Annotated in this window: 21 protein-coding genes and 3 pseudogenes; 16 read left to right on the top strand and 8 right to left on the bottom strand. The window is 33.3% G+C overall.

The window, feature by feature from the left end:
• The first annotated feature begins 19 nt into the window (after positions 1-19).
• The 9 genes from MUA60_RS14915 (at position 20) to MUA60_RS14875 (ending at position 8,534) form a co-directional block, all read left to right on the top strand.
• On the top strand, positions 20-1,345 hold the full coding sequence (locus MUA60_RS14915) for an ABC transporter substrate-binding protein (protein ID WP_262648935.1): 1,326 nt from the start codon (positions 20-22) through the stop codon (positions 1,343-1,345).
• A gap of 9 nt (positions 1,346-1,354) precedes the next feature.
• Positions 1,355-2,254 (top strand): carbohydrate ABC transporter permease, encoded by a 900-nt coding sequence (locus tag MUA60_RS14910; RefSeq protein ID WP_262648934.1) that lies wholly within the window; start codon positions 1,355-1,357, stop codon positions 2,252-2,254.
• Between the two features lies 1 nt (position 2,255).
• Positions 2,256-3,083: a carbohydrate ABC transporter permease gene (locus MUA60_RS14905; protein ID WP_243526283.1), complete on the top strand. Its 828-nt coding sequence runs from the start codon at positions 2,256-2,258 to the stop codon at positions 3,081-3,083.
• Between the two features lie 14 nt (positions 3,084-3,097).
• Entirely contained in the window at positions 3,098-4,219 is a 1,122-nt protein-coding gene (locus tag MUA60_RS14900) for a Gfo/Idh/MocA family protein (protein WP_262648933.1), read from the top strand.
• The gene (locus tag MUA60_RS14895) at positions 4,209-4,631 is read left to right on the top strand and encodes a NanQ anomerase/TabA/YiaL family protein (protein WP_262648932.1); all 423 of its coding nucleotides are present in this window, start codon (positions 4,209-4,211) and stop codon (positions 4,629-4,631) included. The genes MUA60_RS14900 and MUA60_RS14895 overlap by 11 nt, the downstream gene beginning before the upstream one ends.
• Before the next feature lie 56 nt (positions 4,632-4,687).
• The gene (locus MUA60_RS14890) at positions 4,688-5,788 is read left to right on the top strand and encodes an ABC transporter ATP-binding protein (RefSeq protein ID WP_262648931.1); all 1,101 of its coding nucleotides are present in this window, start codon (positions 4,688-4,690) and stop codon (positions 5,786-5,788) included.
• A gap of 491 nt (positions 5,789-6,279) precedes the next feature.
• Positions 6,280-7,587, top strand: coding sequence for an LLM class flavin-dependent oxidoreductase (locus MUA60_RS14885; RefSeq protein WP_262648929.1), 1,308 nt, complete (start codon positions 6,280-6,282; stop codon positions 7,585-7,587).
• Positions 7,588-7,639: 52 nt separating this feature from the next.
• Positions 7,640-8,149 carry a sodium:solute symporter family transporter gene (locus MUA60_RS14880; RefSeq protein WP_262648927.1) on the top strand — a complete coding sequence of 170 codons (510 nt, stop codon included), beginning with the start codon at positions 7,640-7,642 and terminating at the stop codon, positions 8,147-8,149.
• A gap of 10 nt (positions 8,150-8,159) precedes the next feature.
• Positions 8,160-8,534 carry a hypothetical protein gene (locus MUA60_RS14875; RefSeq protein WP_262648925.1) on the top strand — a complete coding sequence of 125 codons (375 nt, stop codon included), beginning with the start codon at positions 8,160-8,162 and terminating at the stop codon, positions 8,532-8,534.
• Between the two features lie 84 nt (positions 8,535-8,618).
• Here the strand turns inward: MUA60_RS14875 and MUA60_RS14870 are convergent, their stop codons facing one another.
• The 5 genes from MUA60_RS14870 to MUA60_RS14850 all read right to left on the bottom strand — a co-directional run bounded on the left by MUA60_RS14870 (position 8,619) and on the right by MUA60_RS14850 (position 12,170).
• A complete protein-coding gene (locus MUA60_RS14870; protein WP_037589129.1) occupies positions 8,619-9,026 on the bottom strand; it encodes a DUF7679 family protein in 408 nt (135 codons plus the stop codon).
• Positions 9,027-9,616: 590 nt separating this feature from the next.
• Positions 9,617-10,039 carry a lipocalin-like domain-containing protein gene (locus MUA60_RS14865; protein ID WP_037589130.1) on the bottom strand — a complete coding sequence of 141 codons (423 nt, stop codon included), beginning with the start codon at positions 10,037-10,039 and terminating at the stop codon, positions 9,617-9,619.
• Between the two features lie 36 nt (positions 10,040-10,075).
• On the bottom strand, positions 10,076-10,831 hold the full coding sequence (locus tag MUA60_RS14860; RefSeq protein ID WP_037589131.1) for an SDR family NAD(P)-dependent oxidoreductase: 756 nt from the start codon (positions 10,829-10,831) through the stop codon (positions 10,076-10,078).
• A 105-nt stretch (positions 10,832-10,936) separates the two neighbouring features.
• Positions 10,937-11,929 (bottom strand): GntP family permease, encoded by a 993-nt coding sequence (locus tag MUA60_RS14855; RefSeq protein ID WP_262648924.1) that lies wholly within the window; start codon positions 11,927-11,929, stop codon positions 10,937-10,939.
• A 43-nt stretch (positions 11,930-11,972) separates the two neighbouring features.
• Entirely contained in the window at positions 11,973-12,170 is a 198-nt protein-coding gene (locus tag MUA60_RS14850; RefSeq protein ID WP_262648923.1) for a hypothetical protein, read from the bottom strand.
• A gap of 182 nt (positions 12,171-12,352) precedes the next feature.
• Here MUA60_RS14850 and MUA60_RS14845 point away from each other — a divergent pair.
• Positions 12,353-13,264, top strand: a pseudogene (locus MUA60_RS14845) (LysR family transcriptional regulator).
• A gap of 177 nt (positions 13,265-13,441) precedes the next feature.
• On the opposite strand, the gene MUA60_RS14840 reads toward MUA60_RS14845, so the two are convergent.
• Entirely contained in the window at positions 13,442-13,549 is a 108-nt protein-coding gene (locus MUA60_RS14840) for a putative holin-like toxin (protein WP_394812728.1), read from the bottom strand.
• 599 nt (positions 13,550-14,148) lie between these two features.
• Between MUA60_RS14840 and MUA60_RS14835 the strand changes: the two genes are divergently transcribed.
• On the top strand, positions 14,149-14,841 hold the full coding sequence (locus MUA60_RS14835) for a hypothetical protein (RefSeq protein ID WP_262648921.1): 693 nt from the start codon (positions 14,149-14,151) through the stop codon (positions 14,839-14,841).
• A 121-nt stretch (positions 14,842-14,962) separates the two neighbouring features.
• Here the strand turns inward: MUA60_RS14835 and MUA60_RS14830 are convergent, their stop codons facing one another.
• On the bottom strand, positions 14,963-16,129 hold the full coding sequence (locus MUA60_RS14830; protein WP_262648348.1) for an IS256 family transposase: 1,167 nt from the start codon (positions 16,127-16,129) through the stop codon (positions 14,963-14,965).
• Positions 16,130-16,691: 562 nt separating this feature from the next.
• Between MUA60_RS14830 and MUA60_RS14825 the strand changes: the two genes are divergently transcribed.
• The 3 genes from MUA60_RS14825 to MUA60_RS14815 are packed head-to-tail and all read left to right on the top strand — an operon-like array spanning position 16,692 to position 19,633.
• Positions 16,692-17,615 carry a S66 peptidase family protein gene (locus MUA60_RS14825; RefSeq protein ID WP_262648920.1) on the top strand — a complete coding sequence of 308 codons (924 nt, stop codon included), beginning with the start codon at positions 16,692-16,694 and terminating at the stop codon, positions 17,613-17,615.
• Between the two features lie 12 nt (positions 17,616-17,627).
• On the top strand, positions 17,628-18,728 hold the full coding sequence (locus MUA60_RS14820; RefSeq protein WP_204258118.1) for a dipeptide epimerase: 1,101 nt from the start codon (positions 17,628-17,630) through the stop codon (positions 18,726-18,728).
• On the top strand, positions 18,725-19,633 hold the full coding sequence (locus tag MUA60_RS14815; protein ID WP_262648916.1) for a C40 family peptidase: 909 nt from the start codon (positions 18,725-18,727) through the stop codon (positions 19,631-19,633). Before MUA60_RS14820 ends, MUA60_RS14815 begins: the two co-directional genes overlap by 4 nt.
• Here the strand turns inward: MUA60_RS14815 and MUA60_RS14810 are convergent.
• The gene (locus MUA60_RS14810; protein WP_262648915.1) at positions 19,622-20,368 is read right to left on the bottom strand and encodes a serine hydrolase; all 747 of its coding nucleotides are present in this window, start codon (positions 20,366-20,368) and stop codon (positions 19,622-19,624) included. The genes MUA60_RS14815 and MUA60_RS14810 overlap by 12 nt on opposite strands.
• A gap of 119 nt (positions 20,369-20,487) precedes the next feature.
• Between MUA60_RS14810 and treP the strand changes: the two are divergent.
• Positions 20,488-21,924 (top strand): annotated as a pseudogene (gene treP / locus MUA60_RS14805) (PTS system trehalose-specific EIIBC component).
• A 28-nt stretch (positions 21,925-21,952) separates the two neighbouring features.
• Positions 21,953-23,596 (top strand): annotated as a pseudogene (gene treC / locus MUA60_RS14800) (alpha,alpha-phosphotrehalase).
• The last annotated feature ends 2 nt before the right edge of the window (positions 23,597-23,598 follow it).

Genomic DNA, 23,598 nt, shown 5'->3' with positions numbered 1-23,598 from the left:
CTTAAAAGGAGGGAAGTCGATGAAAAGTAAAATTTTATATTTGTTACTTGTTTCTATTCTTATTTTAGCGTCTTGTGGTCAAAAAAATGAAACAGAAACTTCTAATAAAAATTCAAATGAGTTAGAAGGTGAAATCACTTTTTGGCATTCTTTCACTCAAGGTCCTAGGAAAGAATACATTGAGAAAAAGGCTGAAGTGTTTATGAAGAAACATCCAAAAGTAAAAATAAAAATCGAAACTTTTGCTTGGCCAGAATTTCATACAAAATGGACAACTGGTGTTCAAGCTGGACAAGTACCTGATATTTCTACAGCGATGCCAAATGATGTGTCACTTATGATAGATGCTAATGTCTTGTCAGATGTCGATGGGATTATAAATGATATAGGGAAAGATAAGTTTTATAGTGGTCCTTTAAAAGAAGGTGAGAAGAATGGTAAGCATTACTCAATTCCGTTATATTCTCATGCTCAAGTAATGTGGTATAGAAAAGATTTACTTAAAAAAGTAAATGAAGAAGTTCCAAAAACATGGGATGACTTTGAAAGAGTTACAGATAAAATTTCTAAAGAAGGTACCTTTGGCATATCAGTTCCAATGGGTACTGGAGATATGATGGCTACTAGATTTTTGAATTTTTATGTTAGATCACATGGAGAAAAATTGATTAAAAACGGGAAAGCAGATTTAACAAATAAAAGAGCTATAGATGGAATTAATTATTGGGTTAATAGATATCATTCTAGTTCACCTAAAGGATCTATCAACTTCAAAGTTCTTGATCAAGCTACATTATTTTATCAAGGGAAAACAGCATTTGATTTCAATAGTGGGTTCCAAATTTCAGGTGTTAAAGCAAACTCTCCTGATTTATTGAAGAAAATTAGTGCAGCTCCAATACCGACACAAAAAAGTTCTGAAAAAAGTGAAGGAATTGAAACAACAAATGTACCTTTAGTCCAATGGAAACATAGTAAACATAAAGATATTTCTAGAGCATTTATAAAAGAACTTTATCAAGAAGATGATTATGTAGATTTCTTACTTTCAACACCTGGAGGTATGTTACCTGTAATGAAAGGTGTGTCAGATAATCCTAAGTACAAATCAAATGAAACGATAAAAGCATTTAAACCAGAGATAGATATGATTGAAAGACAAATCTCTCATGGTACTGCAATTGGTATGGAAGATGGTCCAAATGTAGAGGCAAGTATATTAACGACGCAGAATATCATTGAAGAGATGTTCCAAGAAATCGTTACAACTGATATTAGTACTGAAGATGCTGCAAAAAAAGCAGAAGATAAATTAAATAGACAGTTTCAAATTATGAATAGGTAGGTGATGAAAATGTATCAATTGAAAGAAAACTTTAAAAAAATGGATAAAGTAGGTATGTTGTTTATCCTACCTTCTCTATTAATTGTTGTATTGTTACTGATCTATCCTATTTTTTCAAGTATATATTTTAGTTTTACATCTAAGAACTTGATTAAGTCGGACTACGATATTGTCGGATTTGAAAATTTTAAATTTGTACTAAGTTCAATTGAGTTTTATGAGGCATTATGGGTTTCAGTAAAGTGGACGATATTATCGATAGTTGGACAATTAGTAATTGGTTTTATTGCGGCTTTAACTTTAAATAAACTACCAAAGTTCTCTGGATTATTTAGAGTATTACTGATTATTCCTTGGGCATTTCCAACTATTGTTATTGGTTTTACATGGAAGTGGCTATTAAATGATGTTTCTGGATTTATACCTAATTTATTAACAACAATCGGTTTAACTAACGTTAATTTAGATTTCTTATCTAACGATATGCTTGTATTTGGAACGGTTGTATTTATAAATATATGGTTTGGTGCACCGTTATTTATGGTAAATATTCTGTCAGCATTACAAACAATACCTAAAGAGCAATATGAAGCAGCAGTTATGGATGGCGCTAATGCATGGCAATCATTTACTAATATTACTTTGAGACATATAAGAAGTGTCATTGGTTTGTTAGTTGTACTAAGAACAATATGGGTCTTTAACAATTTTGAATTACTATTTTTAATCACTGGTGGTGGCCCAAGTGGTGTAACAACAACTATACCGATATATGCATATAAAACAGGTTGGGGATTGATGCAACTAGGTACAGCATCTTCAATAACAATACTGTTATTAATTTTTCTAATTTCAATTAGTCTAATTTATTTCAAAGTATTAGATAAATGGGAAAGTGAGGATAGATAATATGAAGAAAAAACATTTAGTAAACACTGGGTTATATGCAATCATCATTATTTTAGCAATAATTGCCGTATTCCCATTTCTTTGGATATTATTATCCTCATTTAAATCAGCAAATGAGTTAGCAAACAGCCCATTAACTTTAATACCAAAGGAATTTACAATCGAATATTATAAACAAGTATTATTCGACTTAGGATTTGTAACAAATATCAGAAATAGTTTGATTGTATCTTTGGCTGCAACACTCATTACTATAATTGTGTCTGCCTTAGGTGCATACGGTATTGTGAGATTCTTTCCGAGATTTGGTAAATTAATGACAAAAATGCTTATTGCGACGTATATGTTTCCACCAATATTATTAGCAATCCCATACACAATTGTAATCGTACAAATGGGATTGATGAATACTTGGACTGGTTTAGTTATTACGTATTTATCATTTTCAATCCCATACGCAATATGGATGTTAATAGGATTCTTTAACACTGTACCTTATGAAATTGAAGAAGCGGCTATGATTGATGGTGCTGGCAGATTAACAATTTTTTGTAAAATTGTTTTACCAATTGTTATGCCAGGTCTAGTCGCAACAGCAGTATATACGTTTATTAATACTTGGAATGAATTTTTATTTGCATTGTTACTTATTAATAGTACAAACAAAATGCCAATATCAATTGCATTGTATTCGTTAAATGGATCAGAAATATTAAGTTGGGGACAAATGCTAGCAGCATCAGTCATTATTGTCTTACCTTCAATTATATTCTTTATGTTTATACAGAAAAAAATCGCAGCTGGACTATCAGATGGTTCAGTTAAATAGAAAGGAATAAAAATATGAAACAAATAAACTACGGTGTAATCGGAGCAGGATACTTTGGTAAAGAATTAGCTAGAATACTTTCAAAGATTGAAAATGCTAAAGTAGTTTCTGTTTATGATGTAGATAATGAAAACAGTAAAAGTTTAGCACAAGAAGTTAATTGTGATTTTGATGAAGATTTGGAGGTAATTTGTAGTAGACCAGATATTGATGCAATTATTATTGCATCGCCAAATGGTTATCATAAAGAGTCAGCACTATTAGCAGCTAAGCATAAAAAGCATATTTTTTGTGAGAAACCAATAGCACTTAACTACAAAGATTGTTTTGAAATGATTGAAGCAGCTAAACAAAATAATGTATTTTTCATGGCAGGTCATGTGATGAATTTTATGGATGGTGTTAGACAAGTTAAACAATTCATAAATGATGGTGAAATTGGTGACGTATTATTTTGTCATGCGGAAAGAAATGGTTGGGAAGAACCACAGGAAACAATAAGTTGGAAGAAAAAAAGAGATATATCAGGTGGTCACTTGTATCATCATATTCATGAGTTAGATTTCATTCAATTTATAATGGGATCTGCAAAGCAAGCAACGATGGTTGGAGGAAATGTTGCGCATAATGGTGAACAATTTGGTGATGAAGATGATATGTTGTTAATCACTTTAGAGTTCGAAAATAATCGATATGCAACGCTACAATATGGTTCTGCTTTTAGATGGTCAGATCATTATGTCAAAATCCAAGGTACTAAAGGTGCTATTTTGATAGATTTACAAGACGTTAAAGTTGTACTAAGAAAAAACAATGAAGATAAACAATTTTTATTACACCGAAGTAAAGAAGAAGATGAGGATAGAACTAATATATACAAAGGTAGTAAAGATGATGGTGCTATTATGTATGGTAATCCTAATAAGAAACCACCACTTTGGTTACAAGGGATAATGGAAAGAGAAATGGCTTACTTACATGAGTTATTAAATGGGAAAGAAGTATCAGAAGAATTTAAACCACTGGTTGATGGAACTGCGGCAATGTCTTCTATTGCTACTGCTGATGCATTAACTATTTCTAAAGAGGAAAATAGAAAAGTCAAAATAGAAGAGGTAGTAGCAAATGATAATTGATGAATTAAAAAATATAGACTTATATAAAAGTGTTATTCCTAAAGAAATATATGATGATATCAAAACAAATTTAAACGGAACTACTAATAACGAAATCATAAAGAATTTTATTCATTATAAAACAGAATCTGAAAAGCCTTTTGAACAACATCAGAAATATATAGATTTGCATATCATGATAGAAGGTAAAGAATTTATCGGTATGGTTGGTGAAAATAGTTATATTATTGAAAAGGCATATGAAGAACAAGATGATTTTAGTCTGGGTAAGCCAAAAAATAAAGATTATTTGATTACGCCTTTTAACGAAAATCAATTCGTGATTTTCTTCCAAGGAGAAGCTCATAAAGTAGGTTGGACAAACAATGATGAATCAAATGAAGTAGAAAAAATAGTTTATAAATTCGAGTAATGATTACATTTTAAAATGTAAAGGTGAAAAGAATGTCGAAAGAGGAGGGTGAAAGGATGGCTGAAATTAAATTAGAACATATTAAAAAAACGTATGATGGTATAACTCACGTTGTAAAAGACTTTAATCTTTCTATTGAAGATAAAGAATTTATTGTGTTCGTTGGTCCTTCAGGGTGCGGGAAGTCTACTACGTTAAGAATGATAGCTGGATTAGAAAGTATTTCAGAAGGAAACTTTACAATTGATGGTAAACGTATGAATGATGTTGAGCCTAAGAATAGAGATATTGCAATGGTGTTTCAAAACTATGCATTGTATCCACATATGACAGTATACGATAATATAGCATTTGGTCTCAAACTAAGAAAAGTTAATCAACAAGAAATTAAGAAAAGGGTAAATGAAGCTGCAGAAATATTGGGCTTAACAGAATACCTAGATAGAAAACCAAAAGCATTATCAGGAGGTCAAAGACAAAGGGTAGCACTCGGACGTGCAATAGTAAGAGATGCCAATATATTTTTAATGGATGAACCTTTATCTAACTTAGATGCTAAACTCAGAGTTCAAATGAGAGCAGAAATATTGAAGCTTCACGAAAGGCTAGATACGACTACGATTTATGTTACACACGATCAAACTGAAGCGTTAACTATGGCATCTAGAATAGTCGTACTTAACAAAGGTGACATTATGCAAATTGGAACTCCGAGAGAAGTCTATAATGCGCCAAGCAATATATTTGTTGCACAATTTATAGGGTCACCTGCTATGAATATTGTACAAGGTAAAATCACTGATGAAGGAGTTAAAATTGGAGAGCATGTATTCCAGTTTACCGGAAATCAACACGATAAATTAAAAGAATTAGGGTATATGAACAAAGACGTTAACTTTGGCATACGTCCAGAAGATATTAAGGCAGAACCAGTATTTATAAATGCGAGTCAAAATACAAAATTGACTGCAAAAGTAGAGGTTTCTGAATTATTAGGATCAGATATTATGATACATTTTAAATTAAATGGTGAAAATGTGATAGCTCAAATTGATGCAAGAAATGATTTGAAAGTTGGAGATCAAATTGAATTAGCAATTGATATAAATAAATGTCATTTCTTTGATATTGATAGTGGACGTAATTTGTTGTTATAAAATGGTGCCCAAACGGATCATAAATATATTAGAAAAAGCAGTAGAACTTCAATTAACTATTGAGGTTTTACTGCTTTTAATTATGAAAACTTGTAAGTTAAATGAACACATGAACTTCAAAATATTAAATAATTTTTTAATTTCCCATCACACCATACTCGTTTACCATGAGCTTATCTTATTTCTTGTTATGATCAGCATGATATAAAGAATATTAAGATAAGAGGTGTTTCAAATGATTGCTGCATTCATTCCTGTATTCATTGTTGGCTTTATTATTCTTGGGATTATGGAAGAGAAAAAGAAGAAAAAATAAGTTTTCGACTTTTTATATAAATTGAATTATCTATACCTACCAATAATTGATGTTGGTAGGTTTTTTAATTCTAAAATAATTTTTTTGAAAATTGTAAATTGACTCTATAAATAGACAATGGTAAGATATTTCTTATTAATCCAATAGGAATAATAAATAATGAAGGGGAACAAAGATGAAAAGAATGAAATTAGGATATTTTTTAACAGGTTTTGGACATCATGTTGCGAGTAGTAGACATCCTGAGTCTATTAAAAAGGGTGGTATGAATTTAGAGAAGACGATTGAACAGGCAAAGATTTTGGAAAAAGCTAAGTTTGATTTCTTGTTTGTATCAGACAGTTTGTATGTTGATAAGAAGACACATCCTGATATGTTTTCATTTTTCGAACCTTTATCACTCATGTCTATTGTAGCTAGAGAAACGAAGCATTTGGGGCTTATTGTAACGGGTTCAACGACATATTCTGAACCGTTTAATCTAGCAAGAATCTTTGCTTCTTTAGATCATTATAGTAATGGTAGAGCTGGTTGGAACATTGTTACTTCTGGAATTAATGCGACTGCATCGAATTTTAATGGAACAAATAATGTGGATCATGATTTAAGGTATGAGCAAGCGGATGAATTTGTAGAAGTTTCTAAACAGTTATGGCATTCATGGGATGATGTGAATCCTGAAAAGTTACATGATGAGGGTAGATTATTGCCAGATTATCAACCTAAGACGATTGATTATAAAGGACGATTTTACAGTGTGAAAGGTCCATTAAATATTGAACAACCGCCTCAAGGTCACCCTTTACTTGTGCAAGCGGGTTCTTCTAAGAAAGGCATTGATTTTGCGGCTAAGTATGCAGAAGTCGTGTTTACTGCCCAGAATGATGCGGATGCAGCTGTATGTTTTGCTGAAAATTTAAAAAGTAAAGTTAAAGAAAAAAGAGGCGATCACCAAGAAGTTGTGATAATGCCTGGAATATTCCCGTTTATTGGTGAGACGATAGAAGCGGCGGAAAAGAATTATAATGAGTTGCAAGATTTGATTCCGAAAGAAATGGGATTAGAATTACTATCTTCTTATTTAGGTGATACAGATTTAAGTGGATATGAATTAGATACACCATTTGAGGATGTTGAAATCGATCAAGGAAACAATATTCAAAGTCGTGTTGATTTGATTAAAGAAACAGCTAAGAAACATCATTCTACACTTGAAGATGTTATGAAACATGTAGCTGGCGCAAGAGGTCATCATATTATCGTTGGGACACCTGAAGATGTTGCAGATAGAATGGAAGAATGGTTTACGAAAGGTGCTGCAGATGGCTTTAATATTATGGCACCACTCAATCCTACACAATTCCAATTATTTGTAGATAAAGTGGTTCCAATATTAAAAGATAGAGGATTAGTACAAGAAGATTATAGCGAAGGAACATTACGAGAAAAAATTGGATTAAGTTATGCAAAGCAACATAGTTAGGAACGAATAAAACAGTTTAAGCTGTTATGCTTCTGAAGATTTGGACATTAATATGTATGTAGCTTTTACACTTGTTTCATGTGCATTCTTTATCGGTATTGTCGCTTGGTGTTCTTACTATAAGACGAAGAATACAGTAAATAGTTCTGGAGGATTTTTCTTAGGTGGAAGAGGACTAACGGGTGGACTTATCGCAGGTGCCTTAATTCTTACCAATTTATCTGCCGAGCAATTAATAGGATTAAACGGACAAGGTTATCAGAATAACTTATCAAGTATGGGATGGGAAGTAACAGCTGGATTTTCAGTCATTATATTAGCGACTATTCTATTACCCAAATATTTAGGAGGCGCCTTTACGACGCTTCCTGAATTTATAAATACGCGTTTCGACCATCAAATGAGACTATTAATTGTCGTGTTATTTATGGTGGGTTATGGTTTCATTACCATTCCTTCAGTACAGTATTCAGGCTCATTAGCTGTGATACAAATTTTTGATATACCCAATATGTTTGGCATTACGTACGAACAATCAATTTGGATTATTGCTTGTCATTGAATTACTTTTAATGGTTATCATTGGAGCAATTAAGCCATTAAGTACACCTTATCAATTTAAACTAAATCCTAAAGTAGATATGACACCATGGAAATATACCATTCCAGTGATAGTAGTCTTATTTGGGTCAATAATCTTTACATTCGTATTGTTCTCACCGATAGGATTAGCCTCATCGGAGAATATCGTTTCATCATTGTTCTGGCCAGTGGTCGTAGTACTCGCTATTGTAGTAGGCGTTCTGTATTACGTCAGTCTAAAACAATGGTCACATAAATACGAATCAACCCTAAAGCAGCAATACAATAAACAACTCAAAGAAGAATTAAATATAGAACAACAAGGAAATGTTTTACCGAATAGCTTAGAACAGTCGGTGAAATGATGGTTAATAAGTAAAGAATCACAGGTGGATTGTGAATACCAAACGAACCTTAATAGGTGTAAGCTAACTATACTGCGAATATAGTTAGCTTATTTTTTTATGCCATTTTTTCCATTGGTAGTATTGATACATGATATTAATCTTAGACTTCAATTTATGATCGTGTCTTAAAAAAGCAGAGCTTCTCCAAAAGTGTTTCCAACCTTTCTTTGACCAATTATCAAATGTTAGAAACTGACCTCTTGTGCGCAGTGCTTTTGGTTTATTGAGATAGAATACATTTTTAATTAAGCCGACACCAATTAATGGTCGATAATGATTCTTTGCGCTATATGGTTCTAAAGGAATGTTAATTAAAGCATGTTTGAACATCTTAGTCCAAGTCTTCGGATTTTCTTTTCGATATATACGCATCGCTTCCTGTAAATCATTAGGCAATTGATAGTTCAGAACACGTCCATCCAAGCGCTTAACTTTTACATAAAAATACATTTTAGACACAGATAAAAATGACCTCCGAGAGAAAATTAATACTATAATTATACAACAGAAATATAAGGGAGGTCTATCGAGAATGTATGGTGGGAATGGGGGATGTTGGAGGTGTGAATATTGCAAGTGGGGTGCGACTAGCAATGTTCAGGACCTCGTATTTATCAAGACTGCCCAAACAAGATAAATAGGCGCGTTGTATTTATCAAGACTGGTGAAACAAGATAAATAGCGGCCTCGTATTTATCAAGACTAGTGAAACAAGATAAATATGCGCCTCGTATTTATCAAGACTCCCCAAACAAGCAACATAGACCTCCCGTATATTGCAAGACATCCCAATCTAGCAACATAGCGCCCACTTTCCCTATTTCCATCCGCCAAACCGCCAATCCAATCGACCAATCTCCCCCAAATCTTCCCGCCAAACCGCCAATCCAATCCGATCACTCCTCCAATCCACCCCAGATCCATCAGCCTACCCAAAAGATCCACCAGCCACTCCACCTTCCAGCCCCACTCACCCTTCACAAAATAGAAAAAACCGGGGCTGCCATGCTAGTCCCGGTTTTCTCATCATTATTATTTAATTATTTCACACGTTCCCAAACGAGTTTTTGGTTGGGAACGTTACCGTTTATGATACTTAGTGTATCGCCTTCTAATGTGAAGATTCTTGGTTGTGTTTCTCCTAACCATGTTGGATTCATACTTACTTCCATTGTGTGGTACACTGTTGAATTTTCTTCGTCTAATTCAAATTTACCTGAATATGCTACGTATCCGTGTGCTGCTGTAGCCATTTCATCTTGAGTACCTGTGTGTAAATCTCCTGATTCATATGCTGGACGACCTTGTTGCATTAATTGTGCTGACATATAGCCGTCTGGGTTATACATGATAAAACCTGTTGCATCTTTACCTAATGGGAAAAAGATTTCTCCGTTTTCAGTTTCATCTTGATATCTTACTAATTTCCAAGTTCCGATTAATTGATCTTTTAAATTAGCCATTTGAACACTTCCTTAGATAATTTGTTTATTTATAAATTATGCGTTAGAACCGCCTGATACACTGATTGTTTCACCAGTAATTGCTGAAGCACCATCTGATGCTAAGAATATTACAGTATCTGCAATTTCTGATGGTTCTAATAAACGGTTCATTGGCATTTTACCTGTAATGTATTTTTCCATTGCTTCTTGTTCAGTAGAATTGTCTTGTTCTGCTAAGTGTGCAAGTTGATTTTCAATTAAAGCAGTACGAACTGGTCCTGGTAATACAGCGTTTGAAGTAATACCATCTGCTACAACTTCAAGTGCAACTGTTTTAGCAAATCCAATTTGAGCGAATTTAGAAGCAACGTAAGCTGATTTGAATGGGTCTGCCATTTCACCATGTGCTGATGAAATTGTAACGATACGACCTTTTTTCTGTTGTTTCATGCTTGGTAATACGTGTTTAGTCATTAAGAATGTACCTGTTTGAATAACACCGATAACTTGGTTCCATTTTTCTAATGGGAAGTCTTCTACTTTAGAAATAAATTGAATACCTGCATTGTTAACAAGTACATCTATTGGACCATATTGTTCAGTGATTTCTTTAATTGATTTTTCAATAGTTGGTTCATCTGTTACGTCTACTTGATAAGCGACACCGTTGTTTAAAGATTGTGCTGCTTTATCAGCTACTTCTTTACTCATATCAAAAATAAATACACGGTCACCTTCTTTATCAAAAGCTTGTGCGATTGCATATCCAATACCTTGTCCTGATCCTGTTACGATTACGTTTCTCATAATGTAAAACCTCCTGAATTTTATAGAATAATTGATGCTAAAATAACAACGATAAGTGCGAGTAAGTTTGCACCTGTGTTCGTAATGAATAAATATTTAAAGCCGTTTTTATGCGTTAAGCCTGTTAAAGCGAAGAATGTTAATACAACGCCTGTGTGCGGCATAACTTGTAAAGATTGATGAAGACATTGTAGCTACTCTGTGAATAGCATCTGGATTGAGTCCCATATCAACATATTGTTTACCGAATGCTTGCATCACGATACCTAGTGAACCAGACGCAGATTCAGTTATCACACCAAATAATGCAGATGCGATTGATAAACTAATTAATGGATTACCTGGTATATTTAAGATGAAAGTCTTAATACCATCAAATCCTGGTGCTAATGTGACAACAGTACCAAATGCGATAGCCGAAGCTGTTAAGAACATAGGTAAGATAGAACTTACTGCACCATCATTAATAATTGCTTTTTGTTTAGGAATATATTGATAAAATAGTATTGCTGATAAGATAATGGACACTGCTAAACCAATCAGAATAACATTGTCTACTCTTAATATACTACCCACAATATTGATTACTATTAACACGATAATTGGTAAAATACTCAAATAAAAGTTCGGTGTTTTATTTTTAATTTGATCAGAATCGTCTTGTTCGACATTAAAGTCATCGAATGTTTCACCTTTTTTAAGACTTTTATTTAATGCATATTTCATATACCATAACCCAAATACTATTGCGACAACTGCACCGATAATACCTAGTAAAGGTGCGGTTGTTAAAGTTGTACCTAAATATTTAGTAGGGACAACGTTTTGTACTGACGGTGTACCAGGGAGCATCGTCATCGTGAACGTACCTAAACCTAACATGATTGGAATCCCAATTAAGTTCCAAGCGATATTTAATTGCTTGAATAATGGTTTAGCTAAAGGCACAATAACAAAGACAACAACAAACAGGCTAATGCCACCATATGTTAAAATAGCAGTAATTAAGAAGATTGCTACTAAAATAGAGTAAGGATTGTTTGTACCAACTTTGCTAATGATTTTTTCAGCGATAGATTGTGCTGCACCACTTTGGTCCATATACTTCGCGAGTAGTGAACCTAGAATGAATACACCAAAGAAACTAATAATAAAAACCGGCGAGACCAGTCATATACGATTCTTCAGTACCCACTAAAGAATTAAAGAACGGTAAGCCATTTGTTAGAATAACAATAATTGAAGCTATTGGCCCTATAACCAAAATAGAATAACCTTTCATTGATAAATAAATAATGACGAGGATACCTATAATGATGCCAATCGTACCTATTGTTTCCATAAAATCCCTCTATAACAATTACGATTTATGTGATTACATATACTATTATTCGCCTGAAATCGCCTGAAGTAAAAGACTTGTTTAGTTATTAGCGTGATAACTAATTAGTTATAGAGGTGTATGAAAGCAAGTATCATAAGGGGTTACGCTTATAAAGATAGACATAAAGGGGACATGAACCTATGAACAAATTACATGCTAAATCATATTTAGAGGCTATTGTGAGATTTGGAAACATTTCGCATGCAGCTAAACATTTATACGTTTCACAACCATATTTAAGTAAATTTTTGAAAGATATAGAATCAGAAGTAGGGGTTAAACTCATTGACAGAGAAAGTAATCCTTTAACATTAACTTACGCAGGAGAACGTTATTTAGCTTATGCAGAAGAAATGGAGAATATCTCTCAAAAAATGGCTTATGAATTACAAGAAATCGCCAATTTAGAAAAAGGACGCTTAAAAATAGGCGTGAACCCATTTCTAGCATCACATACTTTATATAATATTTTGCCTGAATTTATAAAGAACTATCCAGGTATCGAAGTTGAATTAATAGAAGACAGCGCGAATCAAATAGAAGTGTTACTTGCAGAACATAAAATAGATATTTGCATAACCATATTACCAATCAATAATGAAGAAATAGATTATGAGACGTTATATACAGAAGCATTGTACTTAGCCATCCCAGACCAGAATCCATTAGCGAAATATGTATAATCTTCAGAACATAAATTACCATTTGCGATTAATAAATTGAATCGAGAAAAATTTATACTGCTTAAGAACAATATGACATTACGCAGAGTGACAGATACATTTTTTGAAGATCATGATTTGAAACCACAAACAATAGTAGAAACCATTAATGTAGATAATGCACTTTACTTAGTAAACGAAGGCTTAGGCATAACAGTCGTGCCAGCAAGTGTGAAAATGAAATCATCACATCAAAACGTAAAGTATTTTAAATTAAATGAGTTCGTTTATAAGAACACAGTAGCAATTGCATATAATAAACATTATGATATCTCAAAAGTAGCAAGTGTCTTTTTAAACTTAGCAATAATGCGATTTAAAGAGAGGTAGGTGTTAATAACTAAAAGAACATAGAAAATAGACAAAATATACCAAATTATGATATTATGTAAATGAAAAAGGACAACGTGGTGGAACACGTTGCCCGATGAGCCCGTTCGAAAGACGGTGACTGAAGTTTTTATATTACAAAAAAGTAACCATTTAACCTGTCAAAGTTAGAGATGGTTATTTTTTTGTGTTTAATTTCACAATTGTAATGACTAAGCCAATTAAGACTACGATAAAAGTACCGAAATCTATCATCAGCCTAATTGCATCGACAATTGGAATCACAAAAGGCGTCTCCTTTCTAAAGATTTTGTAGATACTTTCATAAGCACCACCTCACTCTATACTGAGATTAGCCACCATCAATCCAACTTGCTCTGTTATATTATACCAAATTACCAGTATTTGTAACATTATTTTTGGTTGTTATAGACATAATAATATGGGTTATTGTATAATTTAATTATAAAATGTCGGCGTGCGCTAACACGTTGCCCGATGAGCCCGTTCGAAAGACGGTGACCATAGTTTTTAGAACAATAATAAGTAATCATTCCGGAACTCGGTCAAAAGTCGGAATGGTTACTTTTTTTGATTGTTGCTAATTAATATTAAACCAATGATTGATATGACAACCATTAGAATTTCATAATCAGTCATTCTATAAATAACCACCCCCATCCAAATTAGGAAAAGTAATTTGGATGGGGGATTTTTTTGTTTAAACAATCTAAGAAACAAGAAATCTTTCATATTAAAAATCGCTTTGCAATCATAAAAAGTAAGTGTGAAAAAAATTAAAGCGTTGCATTAAATTTAATTTATAAAGCATAGTATTGTGGTAAAATTATACTATATATCATTTGATGGGGAGATGATTAAAAGTGGATGCGACTTTCATAGAAGGTAAGGATTTTGATATAAAGATAGACTATGTAGATATGATTAACTATTCATTAGCACAGAATGATTATGCAGTATTGAGGGAAATTCAAATTCTAAATTTAAGAGAAGATTGTAATTTGGACAATATTAAGTTGAAAGTATACTCAAATACAAATTTTATTTATGAATTTGAACAAGAAATACCAAGTATTGAATGTGAGAAATCCTTAACTATATATAAACCTAAAATTAATTATAATTACGACTTTTTCAGGGAAATAATAGAACGATTTACCACTCACTTTTTTGTAGAAGTTTTAGATAAAGATGATAATGTTATTTTCAAAAAACCTTATAAAATAAATATCCTACCTTATCAACATTGGTTAGGTACACAAATCTATCCTTCTTTATCAGCGGCATATATTGTTCCTAATGATAATGAAATTAGAAGAATTGTTTCAGAGGCGAGTATAAAATTAAAAGAATGGACTGGTGATCCTAGTTTTAATGGATATCAAACTGGTGATAGTGAAAAAGTTAGATTACAAGTTGTAGCGATTTATGCATCTCTTCAGAAAGAAAATATTGCATACAGAAATCCACCTGCAAGTTTTGAAAAATTTGGACAAAATATAAGATATCCACAAGAAATCATTCAATATAAAAGTCAAGTCCATATGTTTGTGTAATATCTTTAGAATGTAATCAACCTTTGGTTTTTTAATGAATCGAACAACTATATATGTTTTGAAGTTTAAACAGATATAGTTGTTTGATCACTACTTATTTTTTAAAAAATAAGTAGCTTAATTAAGCGATAAATGGTCTGTTAGACTTATCAAATCTTTCTTGAATATCCATAAGTACTGCGCCAATTAATCTAAAAGCTGAATCTAGATTAGGGAATGTTTTAACTATTTTTTCTCGTTTTCTGAGTTGCATATTAATATTTTCAACTGAATTAGTAGTTCTTAGATTTTTATGATGTTGAGCAGGAAATCTATAGAATTGTGAGGCATCTTCGAAGCCTTCATCCAATATTTTAATAGCTTCCACATACTTAGGATTACTTTCATATTGTGCAATGAATTCATCTTTGAGCTGAACAGCGTGACGATATGTTGGTGCTTGGAATATTGATTTAAGTAACATTCTAGCTTCTTTAGAGTTCTTTTTAGGAAATCTCTCTACAATATTTTTAAGAAAATGGAATGTACAACGTTGCCAAGATGAATCAATAAACTGTGACTTAATAGATTTAATAAGTCCAGAATGCGCATCAGAGATAATAAGTTCAGGTGTTGTTAAACCACGCATTCTTAAGTCTTCAAAAAACTCTGACCAAGCTAATTCTGACTCTTGATTAGAAATTTTAAAGCCAATAATGTCGCGTTTTCTATTTTCGTTGATACCCATAGCGATATAAACACCTTTAGAAACAATTTTATTATTCTCTCTTACCTTAATGTGCATAGCATCAACAAATACATACTTATACTGATGACTAACAATAGGTCTACCAGCCCATTCTTTAATTTCAGGATCTAGGTTTTTTATTACGCCTGAAACAGTTGATTTAGACACAGATTTTCCCGTTAGGGATTCCACAATTTTATTAACATTTCTAGTTGAAACACCATTAATGTATGCTTCTGTCATCGCTAAAATAAGCGATTGGTCAGAACGCGAATATTGATTAAATACTTCAGTTGTAAATTCACCGTCACGTGTTCTTGGAACTTTTAATGTCAGATTGCCAATAGGCATCAGGAAATCACGCTCATAATAGCCATTAAGTTGTGCGTTTCTTCCTGAATTCTTTTGTTTATATCCAGCATTAACATACTTGTCTCTTTCCATTTCCATGTATGCATTTATGACAGTCATAGCTATTGTTTTCATAGACGCATTCATATCACTTCCAAAAATAGCACTTGCCAATTCTTCATAATCTAAGTTAACATTTAATTGAGTCATATATAGTCACCTCTACAATTTTTTCTTAGTCGATTACATTGTACCAAAGTGAGCTATATGTGGCTCTTTTTTTATTACACAATTATATGGACATATTCGTAAGAAGTGTCGTTAGGGACAGAATTCCGAGAAATGTCTCTAAGAGGCGTTGTTAGGGACAGAATTCTGAGAAATGTCCGAAAGAGGTGCTGTTAGGGACAGAATTCCGAGAAATGTCGGTAAGAGATGTCGTTAGGGACAGAATTCCGAGAAATGTCCGTAAGAGAGCGCCCTCCTAATTACCACAATTCGAAATAATGGAAGTTAGCGAACTCTAATTACCAGAATTCGAAATAATGGAAGATACAGCATTCTAATTACCAGAATTCAGAAAAATGGAAGTTAGCGCGTTCTAATTACCAGAATTCAGAAAAATGGAAGTTACTCGGACCGGGATCCAACCTAACTCGCGCATATATCTAACCTCATAGCATCATGCTTTTTTAACAATTTCTTTTGTTTTCACAAAAGGATAACAACTTTGCTATAATATAAGAATATTCTGATAAAAGGTCGTGTCTTAATGAAAGCAAAGGGATTAAATAGAGGAGATGTGGTGGGTGTTGTAGCATTAGCGAGTCCACCAAACCAAAAGCATTTAAAGAACGGGTTGAAACTTTTAGAAGAGAGATATGGTATTCGGTTTAAACTAGCGAAAAATATAGACCGCGTTCATGGTCATTTAGCGGGAACGGATGATGAACGATTAGGTAGTTTGCATGACATGTTAGAAGATGATGAAGTGAAAGGTATTATATGTGCCTGTGGTGGTTATGGTACACCTAGAATTGTGGAACGTATTGATTATAATCTTGTAAAAGCACATCCTAAAATTATATGGGGATATAGTGATATAACATGCTTACATAATGCTATTAGACAACAAACGGGATTGGCGACGTTTCAAGGTCCCATGATCGCATCTGATATAGGCGATACTTATAATGAGATTTCTATTGGGAGCTTTGAGCAGTTATTTAATGGTGAAGCTGTGTCTTATCCTACAGATCAATTAACGTTTAAATCGTTGGTTGGTGGTCACGTTGAAGGAGAAATTGTTGGTGGTTGTTTATCTTTACTTGTTTCAAGTTTAGGAACACCATATGAAATCGACACTAAGGGCAAAATTTTATTTATAGAAGATATTGGGGAAGTGCCTTATAAGGTAGATGGATTTTTACAACAACTCAAATCTGCTGGCAAGTTAGATGATGCTTCTGGATTTATTTTCGGGCCATTCACAGATAGCGAGCCTAAAAATCCAAAGAAATCTTTAACGATGAAAGAAGTGTTAGATGATTTTATAACGCCATTAAATAAACCAGCAGCGTATGATTTGAATATAGGACACTGCACACCGCATTTTGCGATACCGTTTGGCACGGAAGCTACATTAGATGTGGACAATAAAATATTAAATATAGAGTCAGGTGTAATTATAGAATAAAGGGGAAGTTATATGTTTATAACAGATATAAAATACTATAGATATGAAACACCTTTGAAGAAGCCTTTTAAAACAGCACTGAGAACAGTAGAGGTTATTGAAAGTATATATGTATTTATTGAAACGAATTATGAAGATGTTATAGGTGTTGGTGAAGCTGTACCTACATATGTTATTACCGGTGATACAAAAGGTGGTATAGAAGCTGCGATTGAAGAAGTCTTTAAGCCACTATTAATTAACCGACCTTTAACGAAAGACTTACTAGATGAAATTCATCAAGTCATAGTAGGTAATACAAGTGCTAAAGCTGCAATAGATATTGCGCTTTATGACTTATTAGCACAAGAAGCAGAATTGCCTTTATATCAATATATTAATCATAACCCAGGAAATAAATCTTTAGAAACTTGTTATACCGTGAGTCTAAACGATGCTGATGAAATGGTAGAAGATGGTTTGAGATATGTAGAAGATGGCTTTAACCATTTGAAGATAAAAGTGGGTAAAGATGATGTCTCTACAGATTTAAATAGATTACAAGCATTACGTTCTTCTTTACCAAGTGAGGTTATTTTAAGTGCGGATGCAAACCAAGCATGGGATGAAAAAGGCGCGCGTCATGCATTGAAACATTTTGATGAAGCAGATTTAAATATTGAGAGCATCGAACAACCTGTAGGGAGATATGAGTATAAGGTACTAGGTGCGCTATCTCAAGAATTCAAAATACCTTTAATGGTAGATGAAGGATTGTTTAGTATACATGATGCCGAGAGGCTTGTAGAAGTTGGTGCGACAAATATATGGAATATAAAACTGATGAAGACTGGTGGTATTCATCAAGCATTAAAAATACATGATATTGCTAAAGGTGAAGCGATACCTTGCATGGTTGGATGTATGATGGAAACACATGTATCCGTTACGGCAGCTTTGCATTTTAGTTTAGCAGCAGAACAAGTGAATCGTGTTGATTTTGATGCGCCTTTAATGGTGGTTGAGCGACAAGTTGATGGTGGTATTACTTATGAAGGTGCTAAAGTAACCGTTTCAGAAGGAACAGGGTTAGGAATAGATCGTGAATCTTTATATAAGAAGGTGAGCTCATGATTAAATATTGCAGAGTAAATGTCGGGACAATATGGAGAAGCTTTGATAAAGCTAGAGAAATTGATAGAGATGGCATCATGTATCCAGCAAATATTCAACGTTGGTTACTTGAACTTAATTTAGAACAGAAATTATCTTTTACGGAAGATAGTAGAATAGATACGCAAATACTTTATGGCGAAAAAGTAGAAGTCGTTGAAGAACAAGATGGATGGAGTTACGTTATCTGTTTAGAGCAACCGTCTAAACAGCATCCAAAGGGATATCCAGGATTTATTCCGACGAGTCAATTAGGTGAGATGAAGGCGTACGATACACATCCACGCCTTCGTGTTAATGTACCTAAGACGACATTGTTTAATTTAGATTTTACTACGAAACAAATTCTGTCATTTAATACGATTTTACCTATTATTAAGAAAGATGAGCCTTTTATTGAAGTTGATACACCTGAAGGCAAGGGTCTTATTAGTGCGAATGATGTAGAATTCAGTGATGAATCTGGTGCATTCGAAATTGGCACGATGGCAGGCGTCATTGAAAATGCGAAGCGCTTTTTAGACTTACCTTATTTATGGGGAGGAATGTCTAGCTATGGTTATGATTGTTCAGGATTATGTTTCCAAATGTACAAAAGTCAAAACTTCCACATCCCCCGAGATGCTGATGAACAATATGAAGCAATGACGGATATTTCGATAGCATCACAAGACTTTTTGCCAGGTGATTTACTGTTCTTCAGTAAACCAGAAGATAAAGGCTTTCTATCACATGTTGGCATATACATGGGAGAAGATATGATGATTCATGCACCACATACACCGAAAAGTATCGAAATCATTAAGTTATCAGGTAGTTACTATCAAAAGATATTAGCTAAAGCTGCCCGATTATCAAATATCTAATATAGATTGAATAATATATGACCCAAATTGGTGAGAGAAATCGATCGCCTTTTTGGGTTTATTTGTGTTGGATAAGAAACAATAATAATATAGCTCGTCTTCATGTTGGATAATACCTACATCATTGACAGCATTGTCGTACTCCCCTGTCTTAGAGTGGAAATTAAGTGTATCTTCGTAAAATGATTGATAGATTGAAACTTTATCATTTAAATGTTGGTCATTCATGATGTTCATCATGTCTTGATGATGTTTATGTTCTGCAATAAAGCGTAGAATATGAATCATATCTTGAGAAGACGTTGTATTCTGTTTCCCTTCACTTATTGCTTCTGCATCCATCATATAACGATTTAACTGCGTTTGTTCACATTGCAATGTTTCTTGAATAAATAAGTTAATATGTTGAAGTCCGAAATGATCGATTAATGTATTCGTCGCCGTATTGTCTGAAACAACGATCATTAAGTAGATTAAATCTTGAACGCTCAGTTGATCGATATTCATATTTTTTAGAACACCACTGCCGCCAACTTTATGGTTGATTTGAACGAGTGCTTTTCTATCTTCTTGAGTTGTACTTTCATAAATATAAATCATAATAGGCAATTTAATTAAACTTGCTGATTCAAATATTTTTTCGTGGTGATGGTTTGTGAAAATGATAGAATCTCCTTTTGCAAAATCGAGTGCAACGTTGTCATGATCGATATATTCATGTGTTAAAAAAGACATATGAAAAACCTCCTTTACACAATCATACTACATTATTTATATAATATTAATTGTAAGCCTTTACATACTTGTATATACAAGTTATAATTCAACTAAATAAAGTTAGGGGAGTAAGTTTAATGGCTGTGAATAGAGAAGATGTAAAGCAGATTATTGATGCTATTGGTGGGCAAGACAATGTAAATGCCGCAACCCACTGTGTCACACGGTTAAGACTTGTATTAAATGATGGAAGTAAAGTTAATAAAGATGCATTAGATCAAATAGATTTAGTGAAAGGGTCCTTCTCAGCAAACAATCAATTTCAAATTGTAATTGGACCGGGAACTGTTGATGAGGCGTATAAAATTTTTCAACAAGAAACAGGTGTTGAAGAAAGTTCGAAAGATGATGTGAAGAAAGCTTCTGAACAGAAGATGTATCCATTTCAACGTTTAATTAAATTGTTGGGTGATGTATTCATTCCAATCTTACCTGCAATCGTAACAGCAGGTTTACTATTAGGTTTAAACAATGTATTAACAGCAGAAAAATTATTTGGCGCTAAGCCACTTGTTGAACAATATGCATGGCTTGCAGACTTTGCAAACATCATTAGCGTTATCGCAAGTACCGCATTTATCTTCTTGCCGGCTTTAATTGGTTGGTCAGCTATGCGTGTATTTGGTGGTAGCCCAATTCTAGGTTTAGTATTAGGTTTAATCTTGTTACATCCGCAACTTGCTTCTCAGTATGATTTAGGTGGCGGTAAATCGAGTGAAATTCCTGTATGGCACATATTTGGTTTAGAAATTAAGTAATTAAACTATCAAGGTCAAGTATTACCGATATTATTCGCAACTTGGATATTATCTATTATTGAGAAATTCTTAGCTAAACGTGTACATGATTCTATCAAAATGCTCGTAGTAGGTCCTGTAGCGTTATTAATTACTGGATTTTTAGCATTTATCGTTATTGGTCCATTAGCGTTAGAGTTAGGTACGTTAATTACAAACGGTATTAAAGCAATTTTCGAAACTGCTGGCTGGTTAGGTGGCGCAGTGTATGGATTATTCTATGCACCACTTGTTATTACAGGATTACACCATATGTTCTTAGCGGTAGATTTCCAACTCATGGGAAGTCCTTTAGGCGGCACGTACTTATGGCTAATTGTGGCAATATCTAATATTTGTCAAGGTTCAGCAGCATTCGGCGCTTGGGTAGTATACAAACAACGTAAGATGGTTAAAGAACAAGGTTTAGCGGCTACTTCTGGTATTTCAGCATTCTTAGGTGTAACTGAACCAGCGATGTTCGGTGTCAACTTACCATTGAAATATCCGTTCTTTGCAGCAATTATTTCGTCTAGTTTACTAGGTGCATTTATTGGTGCTAATAAAGTGTTAGGTAGCGTAGGTGTAGGTGGTGTACCTGCAATTATCTCTATTCAAAGAGAATATTGGGGTGTGTTCGGTATTGCGACGTTGATTGCGATAGTATTACCAGCTATACTAACGATTGTGCTTTCAAACTTTGCTAATGAAAAAGCTAAAGAAATGGTTCAAGAATAATATATATAAATAAAAGGAGTATACCTATATGGCAGTTTCAGATTGGAAGAAGTCCGTTGTTTATCAAATTTATCCAAAGTCATTCAATGATACGACTGGAAATGGACAAGGTGATATACCAGGTATTATAGAAAAATTACCTTATTTACAAACGTTAGGTGTAGATTACATTTGGTTAACACCAATTTATCAATCACCAATGAACGATAATGGATATGATATTAGTGATTATTATCAAATTAATCCTGATTTTGGTACAAAGGAAGACGTCAAAACATTACTAGATGAAGCGCACAGTTTAGGTATTAAAGTGATGCTCGATATTGTGATCAATCACACTTCGACGTCACATCACTGGTTTGTAGAATCTCGCAAGTCTAAAGATAATCCGTATCGTGATTATTATATTTGGAAAGAAGGCACTAAAGAAGAGCCGCCAACTAACTGGGAGTCTAAGTTTGGTGGTAATGCTTGGACTTATGATGAACAAACAGAAAGTTATTATTTAAGATTGTTTGATGTTTCTCAAGCTGATTTAAATTGGGAGAATGACAATTTAAAGGCTGAAATATATGAAATGATTAATTATTGGATTGATTTTGGCGTAGATGGTTTCAGATTTGATGTCATCAACTTAATTTCCAAAGGTGCTTTCGAAAATTCAACAGCAATCGGTAAAGAATTTTATACAGATGGACCAAAAGTCCATGAGTATTTACAAGAACTCAATAAACAAACATTTGGCAATAAAGATATTATGACAGTTGGAGAAATGTCATCAACAACGATTGATAATTGTATTAAATATACAAATCCAGAACGTAATGAGTTAAGTAGTGTGTTTAATTTTCATCATTTAAAAGTAGATTATAAAGATGGTGAAAAGTGGTCAGATATGAAATTTGATTTTCTTGAACTGAAACGTATATTAATGGATTGGCAAGTGAATATCGCAAAAGGTAACGGATGGAATGCTATTTTCTGGTGTAACCATGATCAACCTAGAGTCGTAACGAGATTCGGTAAAGATGATACAGAAGCAGAAAGAGTTAAATCTGCTAAGATGCTTGCGATATCATTACACATGCTTCAAGGTACGCCGTATATTTATCAAGGTGAAGAAATTGGCATGACAGATCCAGGTTTCACGGATATTGATCAATATAAAGATGTCGAATCGCTTAATGCATACAAATTATTAAAAGAACGCGGTATGGATGAACAAATGATTATGAAAGTAATAGGTTAGAAATCTAGAGATAATTCTAGAACGCCTATTCAATGGAATGCGCATGCTGAGGCAGGCTTTACAACTGGAGAACCATGGATTGGTATCCCAGAAAATTATAAGCATATTAATGTTGAAGCGGCATTGGAAGATAAAGATTCTATATTCTATACGTATCAAAAGTTAATACAATTACGTCATGAACACGATGTGATAACTTATGGAGAAGTTGAACCACTTCATATGGAGCATCCAGAGTTGTTCGTTTACAAGAGACATTTAAATAATGAAACTTGGTTAGTTGTTGCAAACTACTCTAATCAAATCGTTGATATCCCAGAAGATATCGATTTAGAGGGTGAAATCATGATTACAAATAACGATTTAAAGGGTAACGCTTTGCAACCATTCGATGCTTTTGTCGTAAAAGTAAGTGGTGACTAATT

This window comes from Mammaliicoccus sciuri (assembly GCF_025561425.1).
Classification (GTDB): domain Bacteria; phylum Bacillota; class Bacilli; order Staphylococcales; family Staphylococcaceae; genus Mammaliicoccus; species Mammaliicoccus sciuri_A.
Note: the sequence above shows the minus strand (reverse complement) of the source record. Positions and strands in the feature narration are given on the sequence as shown.